We start from the raw sequence: 13,196 nt of genomic DNA on the forward strand, positions 1-13,196 counted from the left end.
ATCGGTTGATGAACATATCCGTGCTGTTGGGAGGAATCCGATGATTTTGTGCTGCGGCGAAGCCCTGATCGACATGCTGCCGAGGGACACGACTCTTGGCGAAAAGGGCTTTGCGCCCTATGCCGGCGGCGCGATCTTCAATACCGCCATCGCGCTTGGCCGCCTCGGCATGCCCACCGCCTTCTTCACCGGCATTGCCGACGACATGATGGGCGAAATCCTGCTGGCGACGCTGAAGGCGAGCAATGTCGATTACAGCCCATGCGCCATCACCCCGCGCCCTTCGACGATCGCATTCGTCAAGCTCGTCAACGGCCAGGCGACCTATGCCTTCTACGATGAGGGCACAGCCGGCCGGATGATCACCGAGGCCGACCTGCCGGCGCTTGGTGACGATTGCGAAGCTCTGCATTTCGGTGCGATCAGCCTGATCCCAAGCCCCTGCGGCGAAACCTACGAGGCACTGCTCGACCGCGAAGCCGCTCGCCGCGTCATTTCGCTCGACCCAAACATCCGCCCGGGCTTCATTAAGGATAAGACCAAGCATATGGCCCGCATCCGGCGCATGGCGGCAAAGGCCGACATCGTCAAATTCTCCGACGAGGATCTCGAATGGTTCGGGCTCGAAGGTGACCATGATACGCTCGCCGCCCATTGGCTCGCCGAGGGCGCCAAGCTCGTCGTCATCACCAAGGGCGCGGAAGGCGCCTCCGGCTATACCAGGGATCGCAAGGTGACGGTGCCGAGCGAGCGCGTTGCGGTCGTCGACACGGTCGGCGCCGGCGACACTTTCGACGCCGGCGTGCTGGCCTCGCTGAAGATGGATAACCTGCTGACCAAAGAGCAGGTCGCCTCGCTCGACGAACAGGCGGTGCGCAACGCCCTGACGCTCGGCGCCAAGGCCGCCGCCGTCACCGTCTCCCGCGCCGGCGCCAATCCGCCATGGGCGCATGAGATTGGGCTTTAAGGCTTAAGCGAGAATCAGCCCCTCATCCGCCTGCCGGCACCTTCTCCCCGAGGGGAGAAGAGATATGCGGCAACGTTTCGATCCCCTCTTCTCCCGTCGGGGATCCGAAGGACCGGCCGGCACCGATCGATCAAGAGACGATCCGGGAGTCACGCTCCGGTTGAAGCTCTGGAGCGATCATCAGGTCGCGCAGGAAGGTTTCGCACCACAGCGAGACGTCGTGCGAGAGCAGGTGTTCCATCATCATGCTCCAGCGGTCACGGCGCTCCTCGAGCGACATGGCAAGTCCCCTGGCAAGCGCATTGGCAGTCCCCTCGACATCGTAGGGATTGACTAGCAGCGCCCCCTTCAACTCCCGTGCCGCGCCGGCGAAGCGCGATAGCACCAGGACGCCCGGGCGATCCGGATCCTGGGCGGCGACATATTCCTTGGCGACGAGGTTCATGCCGTCGCGCAACGGCGTGACCAGTCCGATCCTCGCCAGGCGGTAGAGACCGGCGAGCACGTTGCGGCTGATCGATCGGTTGACGTAGCGGATCGGCACCCAGTCGACCGTTCCGATGGCGCCGTTCACGCGGCCGGCCTGTTCGGCGACCATCTTCTGCATATGCTCGTATTCGGGGACTTCCGATCGCGATTTCGGTGTGACCTGCAGATAGGTCACTTTGTTCTGGTAGGCCGGGTTGCTGGTGAGGAAGCGTTCGAACGCTTCCAGCCGCTGAATGATGCCCTTGGAATAATCGAGGCGATCGACGCCGATGATCATGTCGCGGCCTTCGATGCTGCGTCGGGTTTTTTGCACCATGACATTGTTTGCCGCGCTCTCGGCGAATTCGGCGAATCCAGCGGTCTCGATCCCGATCGGATAGGCGCCGGCCTTGAAAATCCGCCCGTGGGAATCGAACAGCCCGTTTCCGAGGTCGTCGCCAATTCCCTCTCTTCTCAGATAACCGGCGAAGTTCTGGAGGTCGTAATCGGTCTGGAAGCCGACGAGATCGTAATGGGAGAGGCCGCGCATGATTTCTTCATGAACGGGCATGGTGACGAGAATATCGGCCGGCGGCCAGGGAATGTGCAGAAAGAAGCCGATCCGGTTCTTCAGCCCCATTTGCCGCAGTTCGGCGGCCAGCGGAATGAGGTGGTAATCATGAACCCAGATGATGTCGTCCGGCTCGATCATCGGCGCCAGCCGATGCGCGAAGAAGCGGTTGACGCGGAAATAGCCGGCCATTTCCTTCCGGCCATATTCGGCAAGATCAAGGCGGTAGTGACAGATCGGCCAGAGAACGCGGTTTGCAAAGCCGCGATAATATTCCTCGACATCGGTGTCGGTGAGATCGGTCAGCGCATAGGTGATGTTGCCCTTCTGCAGCAGCGACAACGCGCCGGGCTCCCTGTCTCCGCTCGACTCTCCCGACCATCCCATCCAGATGCCGCCGCGCGCCTGCAGGGCTGCCTGCAGCGCGACGGCCAGCCCGCCGGCCGCGGCGCCGCCATCCTTGGCCGGCGTGGGGACACGATTGGAAATGACGATAAGACGGCTCATGAGCTTCCTTCAGTGAAGATGGATCGGGAAAACGCTCTGTGGCGGGCGTTCCGGGGGCCTCCTGGACGGGGCAGGGGCGATGCAGGGCAGGCGCCGCCATCAAAAGAGCAGATCCGGATGCGAATTGCCCGCTGTATAGACCAGCGGAAACAGTGGAACGGGGTGTCGTCCCCGGTTTGATAGGTCATGTCGTCGGAAGTACCATGCGCATAGATTTTGCTTGAATCTAGGGCGATGGCGGCGAATTGAAAGAATTCTTTCTACAATTTTCTATTAGTGGAACATTCAATCCGGTTTTTGCAGGGCAGCGGCGCCAAGCCCGCCGAAATCAATCTAATCATTTGCGGCCATTATGACGATCTGGCGGCCGCCCCTCATCCGCCTGCCGGCACCTTCTCCCCGCCCGCGGGGAGAAGGGAACATGTCGCGACCTCTCCGTCCCCCACCCAGTTTTCACAGGGCACGTCCCCTCGCCCCGTTTACGGGGAGAGGGTTAGGGTGAGGGGCGACAGAGCAAAAACCTCTCCATATTTACTTCGCAAGCTTCGCCAGCGCCGCGACCAGGCCCTGGGTGGAGGAATCATGGCTCGCCGCGCTCTGCTTGCCCTCGACGACGGGCAGCAGGCCGGTCGCCAGTTCCTTGCCGAGCTCGACGCCCCACTGGTCGAAGGAGTTGATGCGGAAGAGCACGCCTTCGACGAAGACGCGATGTTCGTAGAGCGCGATCAGCCGGCCGAGCGCGTAAGGGGTCAGCTTGTCGTAGACGAAGGTGATCGACGGCCGGTTGCCCTGGAAGACGCGATGCGGCGCGATGAAATCGGCCTTCATGTCGTCCATGCCCTTATCGGTCAGCTGCTTCTTGGCTTCCGCGAAGGTGCGGCCCTTCATCAACGCTTCCGACTGGGCGAGCACGTTGGAGATCAAGAGCTGATGCTGGTGGCGCAGCTCCGGCTCGAAGGCGTTGGCGGCGATCATGAACTCGGCCGGGATGATGCTCGTGCCCTGATGGATGAGCTGGTAGAAGGCGTGCTGGCCGTTGGTGCCGGGTTCGCCCCAGACGACCGGGCCGGAATTTCCCTCGACCGGCGTGCCGTCGACGGTGACGCCCTTGCCGTTCGATTCCATGTCGAGCTGCTGCAGATAGGCCGGGAAACGCGACAGGCGCTGGTCGTAAGGCAGGATGGCGCGGGTGGGGTAGCCGAGCACATTGCGATGGTAGAAGCCGAGCAGGCCGAGCAGCATCGGCAGGTTTTCGGTAATCGGCGCCTTACGGAAGTGATTGTCGACGGCATGGGCGCCGTCGAGGAACTTGCCGAAATTGTCAGGCCCGATCGCGATCATCAGCGGCAGGCCGATCGCCGACCAGATCGAATAGCGGCCGCCGACCCAATCCCAGAAGCCGAAGACGCGGGCGCTGTCGATGCCGAAGGCGGCAACCTTGTCGAGCGCCGTCGAGACGGCGGCGAAATGGTGCTGCACGGCCGCTTCGCCGAGCGCCTTGGCGATGAAATTGCGCGCCGTCTGCGCATTGGTCATCGTTTCGACTGTGGTGAAGGTCTTCGAGGCCACGATGAAGAGCGTCGTCTCCGGCTGCACCAGCTTCAGGATATCGGCGATATGGGCGCCGTCGATATTGGAGACGAAATGGGCGCGCGGGCCGTCATGGAAGGGGGCGAGCGCCAGCGTCGCCATGACAGGGCCGAGATCGGAGCCGCCGATGCCGATATTGATGACATCGGTGATCGCCTTGCCGGTGGCGCCCTTCAGCGTGCCGGAGCGGATGTCGTCGGCAAACTTGCCCATGGCGGCAAGCACGGCGTTGACGTCAGGCATGACGTCCTTGCCGTCGACCAGAACCGGCATGTTGGAGCGGTTGCGCAGCGCCGTGTGCAGAACCGCCCGGTCCTCGGTGAAATTGATCGCCTTGCCGGAGAACATCTCCTCGCGCTTCTTTTCGACGCCGCCCTCCTCGGCAAGCTTGACCAAAAGCTTGAGGATCTCGTCGTTCACCGCCGTCTTGGAATAATCCATCAGCAGATCGTCGAGCGAGACGGAAAAGCGCGAAAAGCGCTGCGGATCGGCGGCGAAGGCGGCGCGGAGATCGGTCGCCTTGGTGGCATCAGCGGTGCTTTTCAGCTGTTCGACGATGGGGTTCATGAGAGGCTCCTTTTGAGGCGGAAAGGTTGCGGAAACTATTCGCTTTCTCAGGCGCAAATCAAGTTCAGCCACTGCTCCAATATGAAAAAAGCCACCCGCGGCGAGCGGATGGCTTTAATTTCATCACACTGTCAAATTCAGCCGCGCAGGTCCTTTCGCAGGATCTTGCCGACAGGCGATTTCGGCAGTTCGGTGCGGAATTCGATGAAGCGCGGGCGCTTGTAGTTGGTGAGATTGGCGATGCAATGGGCCCTCACCTCCGCTTCCGTCAGGTTCGGATCCTTCCTGACGACGAAGAGCTTGACCGCCTCGCCGGAATGGCCGTCCGGCACGCCGATCGCCGCCGCCTCCAGGATGCCGGCATGCATGGCGGCGACTTCCTCGATCTCGTTCGGATAGACGTTGAAGCCGGAGACGAGGATCATGTCCTTCTTGCGGTCGACGATCTTGGTATAGCCGCGCTCGTCCATGAAGCCCATATCGCCGGAGCGGAAATAGCCGTCTGATGTCATCACCCGCGCCGTTTCCTCCGGCTTCTGCCAATATCCGGCCATCACCTGCGGCCCGCGAATGCAAATCTCGCCGATTTCGCCCAATGGCAGCGAACGGCCTTCCTCGTCGCGGATGTCGAGTTCGGTGGAGGGAAGCGGCAGGCCGATCGAGCCGGTGAACTCGGGCGAATCGAAGCGGTTGGCGGTGGCGACAGGCGAGGTCTCGGAAAGGCCGTAGCCCTCCGTCACCGCCGTGCCCGTTATCTTCAACCAGCGTTCGGCGACGGGGCGCTGGACGGCCATGCCGCCGCCAAGCGACATGATGAGCGAGGAGAAATCGAGCTTGGCGAATTCGGCGTTGTTCATCAGCGCGTTGAACAGCGTGTTGAGGCCGGGGAAGATATGAATGTTCGACTTTCCGAACTCCTTGACGAGGCCGGGAATGTCGCGCGGGTTGGCGATCAGGATATTGTGGGCGCCGAGCGACATGCCCATCAGCGAATTCACCGTCAGCGCGAAGATGTGGTAGAGCGGCAGGGCGCAGAGGAAATTCAGAACCTCGGGCTGTTTCTTGCGCTGGAAAGCCGATCGCAGCCAGAGCGACAGCTGCAGCTTGTTGGCGAGCAGGTTCTGATGTGTCAGCACCGCGCCTTTGGCAACGCCCGTCGTGCCGCCGGTATATTGTAGGAAGGCGATGTCGCCGCCCGAAAGCGTGACCGGCTGAAGCTTTTTTGCAGCGCCTTCGCGCAACACCTGACCGAAGCTCTTATGCTGCGGGATCGACCAGGAGGGAACGAGCTTCTTCACCTTGCGCACGACGAAATTGACCATCAGCCCCTTCGGCCCCAGCATTTCGCCGAGGGAGGTGACGACGACATGGCGCAGATCGGTCTTGTTGAGGACCTGTTCGACGGTGCGGGCGAAATTCTCTAAGACGAAGATCGCCTTGGCGCCGGAATCACGCAGCTGGTGTTCGAGTTCGCGCGGCGTATAGAGCGGATTGACGTTGACGACCACGAGGCCGGCCCTGAGGATCGCATAGGTGGCGACGGGGTTCTGCAGGACATTCGGCATCATGACCGCGACGCGATCGCCTTTCGCGAGGCCGATGCTCTGCAGCCAGGCGGCGACCTTGCGCGTCTGGCTTTCGAGCTCGCGGTAGCTCATCGCCTTGCCCATGCTGGAAAAAACCGTCCGGTCGGCGTAACGGGCGCAGGATTTTTCCACAAGTTCGGCAAGCGAGGCATATTCCAGCGGCGGCAGTTCGGCCGGAACCACATCGGGATAGGTGGCAAGCCACGGCTTGTCCGCTTTTGCTCCGTTCGGATGGACGGAAATGCTGCTCATCGTGCCTCTCTCTCCCTTGCGGCCGCCGCGCCGGTCGAGCCGTGGTCGACCGGCTCGTAATTGACCGGAAGCATCCTCCATCTTCCAGTCCGGCAGCTTATGCCATTGCCTGAACGGTTCAAGCCGAATGAAGCTATACTAACCTTGACGTAAACGTCAACAATTGCCCGCCGCACAGTGTGGAAACGGAGGGAACTTTGAGTCCGCCATGGCGTTGACCCTTCATACCAACCATGAGGAAACACCCAAAGGAGGTTCAAATGTTGAATCAGGACACCGACGCCAGCCGCCGTGACCCGAACACCAAGGAAACGCATTCGCTGATCGCCAGCGACCGCGTCGAAGGCACCCGAGTCTATGGCCCTGATGGCCGGCATATCGGCTCGATCGAACGCCTGATCATCGGCAAGCGCGACGGCCGCGTCGCCTATGCCGTGCTGAGCTTCGGCGGCTTCCTGGGCATTGGTCACGACCACTATCCGCTGCCTTGGGAAAAGCTGAATTACGACACCCAGCTGGACGGCTATCGCATCGACCTGACCAAGGAGCAGATCGAAGGCGCACCCAGCTATTCGGACGATGACGACACCTGGTACAACGACAATGGCCGCCGGGTGTATGATTATTACGGCGTGCCGCCCTACTGGATGTAACCATCGTTCGATGGACCGAGATGGAAGGGCCCCGTTGGAGGCGGGGCCTTTTTGGTGTGTTTCCGGGATGACAGAGAGCGCATGGCTCTATATTGGAAAGACCGGCGTCGTCGGCCCCCTCATCCGCCCTACGGGCACCTTCTCCCCGAGGGGAGAAGAGGGAATCGAGACGTTGCGGCAGCGTTTATCGCAGCCCCGCGACGAGATCATTAGCCGACCGTAGCACGGTACCGACGACGATGTCATCAGCCTCAATCACCTTCGCCGTCTTCACCGAAAACACATGGCTCTCGCCCGGCAGCAGCGTCACCAGCATCGAATCGACGACCGCATCCGGATCCAGCCGGTCCGCCATCAGGCAGAGATCCTTGAGGAAATTCTGCGCCGTCACCTTGACCGCGTAACCGCCGTCGATCGCTGTGACCTCGACCGCAAGCCGCGGCGCGGGCAGGGCGAGATCGATATCTTCGACGAAATAGTGAAACGCTCGCCTGTCGAGTATCTCAACGACAACCACCTCGTCATTCGGTAAGTCCGGCCTGACGATGTCCTCAGGCAGCGGAAATTCCTTGGACTCGAACCGATCGCAGAGCAGGCGCCAGAACTCGAATTCTGCAAGCACGGTCCCGTCGAGCTTCAAACGCCTGCCGCTGATCTTCGCCCGCCAGAACAGCGTCCTCTCGTTGACGGCGACCGCCGCCAGTCCGCCGTCGCGCGGCTGGACGGTAAGCAGACGCGGATCGTAGGCGGCCTTGAGCGCATACCAGAGCGGCTTGCGGCGTCCGGCCGAGTCGAGCGCGGCCCAGGAGGTCACCGGCCAGCAATCGTTGAACTGCCAGACCACCGCACCCTTGCAGATAGAACGATGCGAGCGCATGTGCTCGATGCCGAAGCGGATGGCGCGCGCCTGGTTCAGCTGGGTGGCGAAGTGCCAGTCGTCCATCGTCTTTGGTTCCGGCAGGTGGCCGGCAAGGCCGCGGATCAGCTTGTCGTTGCCCTGCGTCGCCTTCTGATGGTGGAACACACCGTTCGATTGCGGCGTCAGCGGCTCATCATGCACGCTTTCTTCGATCGTCGCCCAGGTTGCCGGCGCCTGCCAGCCGAATTCGGAGCAGAAACGCGGGATGTAGTTGCGGTAGACCTCGTAGCCAACATCGTTCCAGACGTCCCAGATATGTTTGCAGCCATGTCCGTCGGCATTCGGTTCGATCTCCATCGAGCCTGAATAGGGGCTGCCGGGATAATAGGGCCGATCGGGGTCGAGCTCGCTGCAGAGCCTCGGCAGCAGGTCGAGATAATAGCCGAGCCCCCAGCTTTCGCCGACCTTGATGATCGGCCGCCAGCCCCACTCGTCGAAGCCCCAGATATTCTCGTTGTTGCCGTTCCAGAGGATCAGGCTGGCATGCGGCATCAGCCGCACGACATTGTCGCGCACCTCCGCCTCGACCTCGCTTCGAAGCGGCTCCTCCTCCGGGTAGGCGGCGCAGGCAAAGAGGAAATCCTGCCAGACCAGCATGCCCATGCGGTCGCAGGCTTCGTAGAATTCGTCGCGCTCGAAGATGCCGCCGCCCCAGACGCGCAGCATATGGATATTGGCGGCCTTTGCCTCTTCGATCCGGGCGGCGTAACGCTCACCCGTCACCCGCGACGGGAAACAATCGTCGGGGATCCAGTTGGCACCGGCGATGAACAGCGGCACGTCGTTGATGACGAAGGTAAAGGACGAGCCGTGCTCGTCGGCCGAGGTATCGAGCCTGAGCGAACGGAAGCCGAGCTCGCGCTCGAAGCTGTCGAGCCGATCGCCGCGGGCCTCGTCGATCAGCGTGAGCGTCAGCGGATAGAGCGGCTGCGCGCCGAGATGGTGCGGCCACCAGAGCTGCGGCGAGGGCAGGATGACCTGGAAAGACACCTCGTCTTCGCTGGCGGCCACCGCCACCGCCGTCGTCACGCAGCCGATTGCGGCAACCAGCCGGCATGGCCCAACACTGCCGTGGCGCGCCAGCCTCGCATACACTTTTACCAAGCCGTCGCTGCCGGCAAGCGTGGCCGACACCCGCGTCTCGGCGAGCCGCGCCCGATTCCAGCTCTCCAGCCTGACCGGCTTCCAGAGACCGGCCGTCACCAATGTCGGCCCCCAGTCCCAGCCGAAATTGCAGGCCATCTTCCGCATCAGATTGCCCGGGCCCGGATAGTTGTTGGGCCGGTAGCCGTAATGTTTTTCCATCTCTGCGCCATAGGCGTAGGCGGAGCGGAAGGTGACGGAGAGTTCGTTGGTGCCCGCCTTCAGCAGTCCTGAAACATCGAAACGGTAGGTGCGGTGCATGTTGAATGTCCGGCCGATCTCTTCGCCGTTGAGGCTGATGACCGCGATCGTATCGAGCCCGTCGAAGACGAGTTCCTGCACCCTGCTATCGTCCGGCGTCGCCTCGAAGCGGCAGCGATAAATCCAGTCCGCCCTGCCGATCCAGTCGTTGGTGATCTCGTTGACATCGATATACGGGTCGGGGATCAACCGGCTGGCGAGAAGGTCGGTATGGACGCATCCCGGCACTGTCGCCGGCATCGCATCCGGCAGGTCGGGTCTTCCTGTATCGTTGCAGGTGAGCGTCCAGCCGGAATTGAGCGCGGTCTTCTCGATCATGGCGGGCTCCTGATTATGCCGCTCGAAGCTGTGGAATTATGGTTGGGTCGGAAGATCGCGCGCCGTCAGAGAAACCGCCCGTGGCGCTGCAGCACCTCGATCTTGTAGCCGTCGGGATCGCTGACGAAGAAGAACAGGCCGAACAACTTGCCGTCGCGGTTGAGCTCTACCAGCTCGCCGGGTTTGAGCCCCAGTTTCGCCATGCGCTCGCGCTCGATGGCGACTTCTTCGACCGAGACGGCGAGATGGCCATAGCCTTTGCCGAGGTCGTAGGGTTCGGTGCGGCCCTTGTTCACGGTCAGCTCCAGCTCGAAGCCAGTCTCGGCATTGCTGAGATAGATCAGCGTGAAGGTGTCGAAGTCGACACGATCGGCGACCGAGAGGCCGAAGGCCTTGCCGTAGAATTCGACCGAGCGCGCCTCGTCGAGAACGCGGATCATGGAGTGGATCATCTTCGCCAAGGCAGCCTCCCGTGAATCGATCACCGCAGCCTTGGTAGCGGTCCCCTTACGCCGGGCGCAAGCCGATTCTTCGCGTGATCGCCGCTTCGACGAGGCCCATGGCGTCATAGATCAGCACCGCCATCAGGCCGACGATCAGCCCGCCCTGCAGAATGAAGGCGGTATTGTCCGATATCAGCCCGGCGATGATCACCTCGCCGAGGCCCTTGGCAGCCACCGTCGAGCCGATCGTCGCCGTGCCGATATTGATCACGGTCGCGACCTTCAGCCCTTCGAGGATCAGCGGCAGGGCCAGCGGCAGCTCGACGCGCAAGAGCCGCTGGGTGCCGTTCATGCCCATGCCGTCGGCGGCATCGAGCACCTGCGGCGATACCTGCTTCAGGCCGGCGACGGTGTTTTCGAAGATCGGCAGCAGGCCGTAGAGAAAGAGCGCGATCAGCGTCGGCATGGCGCCGAACCCGGTGGCGGGCACGGCGAGCGCCAGCACGGCGACCGGCGGGAAGGTCTGGCCGGCATTGGCGATGGCACGCGACAGCGGCAGAAAGTCGGCGCCGCTTTGCCGCGTCACGAAGATGCCGCCGAGAACGGCGAGCACGGCGCTGCAGGCGATCGAGCCGACGACGAGCTGCAGATGTCCGAGCGCGAGCGAGGCAAGGCTGTTCTGCGTATAGACGGCGGGCGCATTGTTGCTGGTCAGCGGCGTAAACAGGAAGGAAAGCCACTCCGTCCTGAACAGCAGGACGAGCAGCAGGGCGAGTGCGGCCAGCCGGAAGAGATTGGCGACGACGAGTTTCATGCCTTGCGGCCCAGTTCGAGCAGCCGGCTCATCGAGATCGACCCGACAGGCGCCTTCGCATTATCCTGCACGGCCGCCTCGTCGACCCCCTGCCAGATCATTTCGGCGAGCGCATCGCGCAGGCTGAGCGATTGCGGCAGGGCGTAGGCGAGACCACTCTTGGCCGGCTCCATGCTTTCCTTCAGCGGCAGCAGCGACATCAGCTTCAACGCGCGGTCGGAGGTGCCGGTCAATTGCTGCACGAAGGGATCGGCCGGTTCGGTGAGGATCTTTTCCGGCGTCGAGCATTGCAGCAATCGACCCTGGCTCATCACCGCGATCTGGTTGCCGAGATGGAAGGCCTCGTCCATATCGTGGGTGACGAGGATGATGGTCGTGCCGAACTGCTTCTGGATCGCCAGCAGGTCGTCCTGCGCCTTGCCGCGGATGACCGGATCGAGCGCGCCGAAGGGCTCGTCCATCAGCAGCAATTCCGGCTCGGCGGCGAGCGCGCGGGCGACGCCGACGCGCTGCTGCTGGCCGCCGGAAAGCTGGTGCGGATATTTATCGGCGAATTCAGCCGGATCGAGATTGAAAAGCCCGAGCAGCTCCTCGACGCGGGCCGCGATGCGTCTGGAATCCCATTCGAGCAGCTGCGGCACGGTGGCGATATTCTGCGCCACGGTTCGGTGTGGGAAGAGCCCGTGTCCCTGGATGGCATAACCGATCCGGCGGCGAAGCTCGGTCACCTCGACGTCCATCACATTCTGGCCGCCGACGAAGATCTCGCCTTCGGTGATCGGCACCAGCCGGTTGATCATCCGCATCAGCGTCGATTTGCCGGAGCCCGATGTGCCGACGATAACGGTGATCTCGCCCTTCTCGACCTTCATCGAGACCTTGTCGACGACGGTCGCCGCACCATAGCGCTTGGTGACGTTGCTGATTTCGATCATGCTCATGCGGCGGGTCCCCGGATGCTGTCGATGACCGCATCGAGGATGACGGCCGATGAGAAGGCGAAGAAGACGGTCGGCACGGCGCCGAGCAGGACGAGGTCCATCGCCGTCTGGCCGAGCCCCTGGAAGATGAAGATGCCGAAGCCGCCGCCGCCGATCAGCGCGGCGATCGTCACCATGCCGATTGCCTGCACCAGCACGATGCGGATGCCGGTGAGGATGACCGGAAAGGCGAGCGGCATGTCGATGCCGGTAAGAATCTGCCGGCGCGTCAGCCCCATGCCGGCCGCCGCATCCCGCACCGAAGGGTCGACGCCCTGCAGGCCGACGACGGTATTGGCAACGATCGGCAGCAGCGAATAGAGCACGAGTGCAATCAAGGCAGGCGCCGTGCCGATGCCGCGAATGCCGATAGCGGCGGCCAGCGGTACATGGGTGGCGAGATAGCCGAGCGGCAGCATCAGCAGACCGAACAGCGCCAGGCTGGGGATCGTCTGGATGAGGCTCAGGCCCTGCAGCACGACGGCCCTGAGCTTCGGCACCCAGAAGCACAGGATGCCGAGCGGCAGGCCGAGAATGATGGCGATAACGAGCGAGCCGAGCGCCAGCAGCAGATGTGAGAATGCCTCGGTCTCGAACTGTGCGGACCGCGTCGAGAATTCCTTCATGATCGAGAGGCTGTCGAGCAGGCCGGAGGCGAGGAAGGCGAAGAGCAGCGCCGCATAGACGCCAAGCGCTGCCACCCGCATCCAGGGCGCCAGCCGGATCTTGACCAGCGCATCCGATATGATGAGCCCGATCACCGCAAACAGCACCCAGAAACCGCCGCCGGGCGTCATGCGCGCTACCGTGCTGCCGGGCGGCGTCGCCGCGGTCGAGACCAGGCCGATGGCGGCGATCAGGGCGGCAAGGCAAAGGGTGGCAATGATGAGCCGCGCCATGGCATTTCGAAGAAACAAGGTGGCGAGGGCGGTCAGGACGAGAAGGGCGGTCAGGACGATGACGGAGGGCTGGGGAAGAAGCTGCATCAGCAGCATCGGCTTGCCGGCGGCGATGCGGTTCGCCTTGACATAGATGAAGGGCATCACTGCCGTCGCCGCAATGCCGCCCGCCACCAGAACCACGCCGAGCCGATCCAGCCTGCGGACCGTTGAACTTTCTTCCATCAATCCAACCCTGTCTGGCCAACCCTGCCGGCC

General features: G+C 62.6%; 10 protein-coding genes. 2 read left to right on the plus strand and 8 right to left on the minus strand.

The features are described from left to right. Positions 1-40 precede the first annotated feature (40 nt). Positions 41-967: a carbohydrate kinase gene (locus tag QWJ46_RS12325; protein WP_302751358.1), complete on the plus strand. Its 927-nt coding sequence runs from the start codon at positions 41-43 to the stop codon at positions 965-967. A 130-nt stretch (positions 968-1,097) separates the two neighbouring features. On the opposite strand, the gene otsA is transcribed toward QWJ46_RS12325, so the two are convergent. The 3 genes from otsA to QWJ46_RS12340 all read right to left on the minus strand — a co-directional run bounded on the left by otsA (position 1,098) and on the right by QWJ46_RS12340 (position 6,508). Then, positions 1,098-2,513: an alpha,alpha-trehalose-phosphate synthase (UDP-forming) gene (gene otsA / locus QWJ46_RS12330; RefSeq protein ID WP_302751359.1), complete on the minus strand. Its 1,416-nt coding sequence runs from the start codon at positions 2,511-2,513 to the stop codon at positions 1,098-1,100. A 531-nt stretch (positions 2,514-3,044) separates the two neighbouring features. After that, the gene (pgi, locus tag QWJ46_RS12335) at positions 3,045-4,670 is read right to left on the minus strand and encodes a glucose-6-phosphate isomerase (RefSeq protein ID WP_302751361.1); all 1,626 of its coding nucleotides are present in this window, start codon (positions 4,668-4,670) and stop codon (positions 3,045-3,047) included. Between the two features lie 137 nt (positions 4,671-4,807). Next, positions 4,808-6,508, minus strand: a complete 1,701-nt coding sequence (locus QWJ46_RS12340; protein WP_302751362.1) for a long-chain fatty acid--CoA ligase — start codon at positions 6,506-6,508, stop codon at positions 4,808-4,810. Between the two features lie 260 nt (positions 6,509-6,768). Between QWJ46_RS12340 and QWJ46_RS12345 the strand changes: the two genes are divergently transcribed. Then, positions 6,769-7,161 (plus strand): PRC-barrel domain-containing protein, encoded by a 393-nt coding sequence (locus QWJ46_RS12345; protein ID WP_085776800.1) that lies wholly within the window; start codon positions 6,769-6,771, stop codon positions 7,159-7,161. A gap of 184 nt (positions 7,162-7,345) precedes the next feature. On the opposite strand, the gene QWJ46_RS12350 is transcribed toward QWJ46_RS12345, so the two are convergent. The 5 genes from QWJ46_RS12350 to QWJ46_RS12370 form a co-directional block, all read right to left on the minus strand. Continuing rightward, positions 7,346-9,802: a glycoside hydrolase family 2 protein gene (locus tag QWJ46_RS12350; protein ID WP_302751365.1), complete on the minus strand. Its 2,457-nt coding sequence runs from the start codon at positions 9,800-9,802 to the stop codon at positions 7,346-7,348. A 65-nt stretch (positions 9,803-9,867) separates the two neighbouring features. After that, positions 9,868-10,263, minus strand: coding sequence for a VOC family protein (locus QWJ46_RS12355; RefSeq protein WP_302751367.1), 396 nt, complete (start codon positions 10,261-10,263; stop codon positions 9,868-9,870). Between the two features lie 46 nt (positions 10,264-10,309). Beyond that, positions 10,310-11,059 carry an ABC transporter permease gene (locus QWJ46_RS12360; protein ID WP_302751368.1) on the minus strand — a complete coding sequence of 250 codons (750 nt, stop codon included), beginning with the start codon at positions 11,057-11,059 and terminating at the stop codon, positions 10,310-10,312. Next, the gene (locus tag QWJ46_RS12365) at positions 11,056-12,000 is read right to left on the minus strand and encodes an ABC transporter ATP-binding protein (protein WP_302751369.1); all 945 of its coding nucleotides are present in this window, start codon (positions 11,998-12,000) and stop codon (positions 11,056-11,058) included. Before QWJ46_RS12365 ends, QWJ46_RS12360 begins: the two co-directional genes overlap by 4 nt. Then, the gene (locus tag QWJ46_RS12370; protein ID WP_302751370.1) at positions 11,997-13,163 is read right to left on the minus strand and encodes an ABC transporter permease; all 1,167 of its coding nucleotides are present in this window, start codon (positions 13,161-13,163) and stop codon (positions 11,997-11,999) included. The genes QWJ46_RS12365 and QWJ46_RS12370 overlap by 4 nt, the downstream gene beginning before the upstream one ends. Positions 13,164-13,196: the final 33 nt, after the last annotated feature.

Origin of the sequence: Rhizobium sp. CBN3 (assembly GCF_030518245.1) — a bacterium.
Classification (GTDB): Bacteria; Pseudomonadota; Alphaproteobacteria; order Rhizobiales; family Rhizobiaceae; genus Rhizobium; species Rhizobium aethiopicum_A.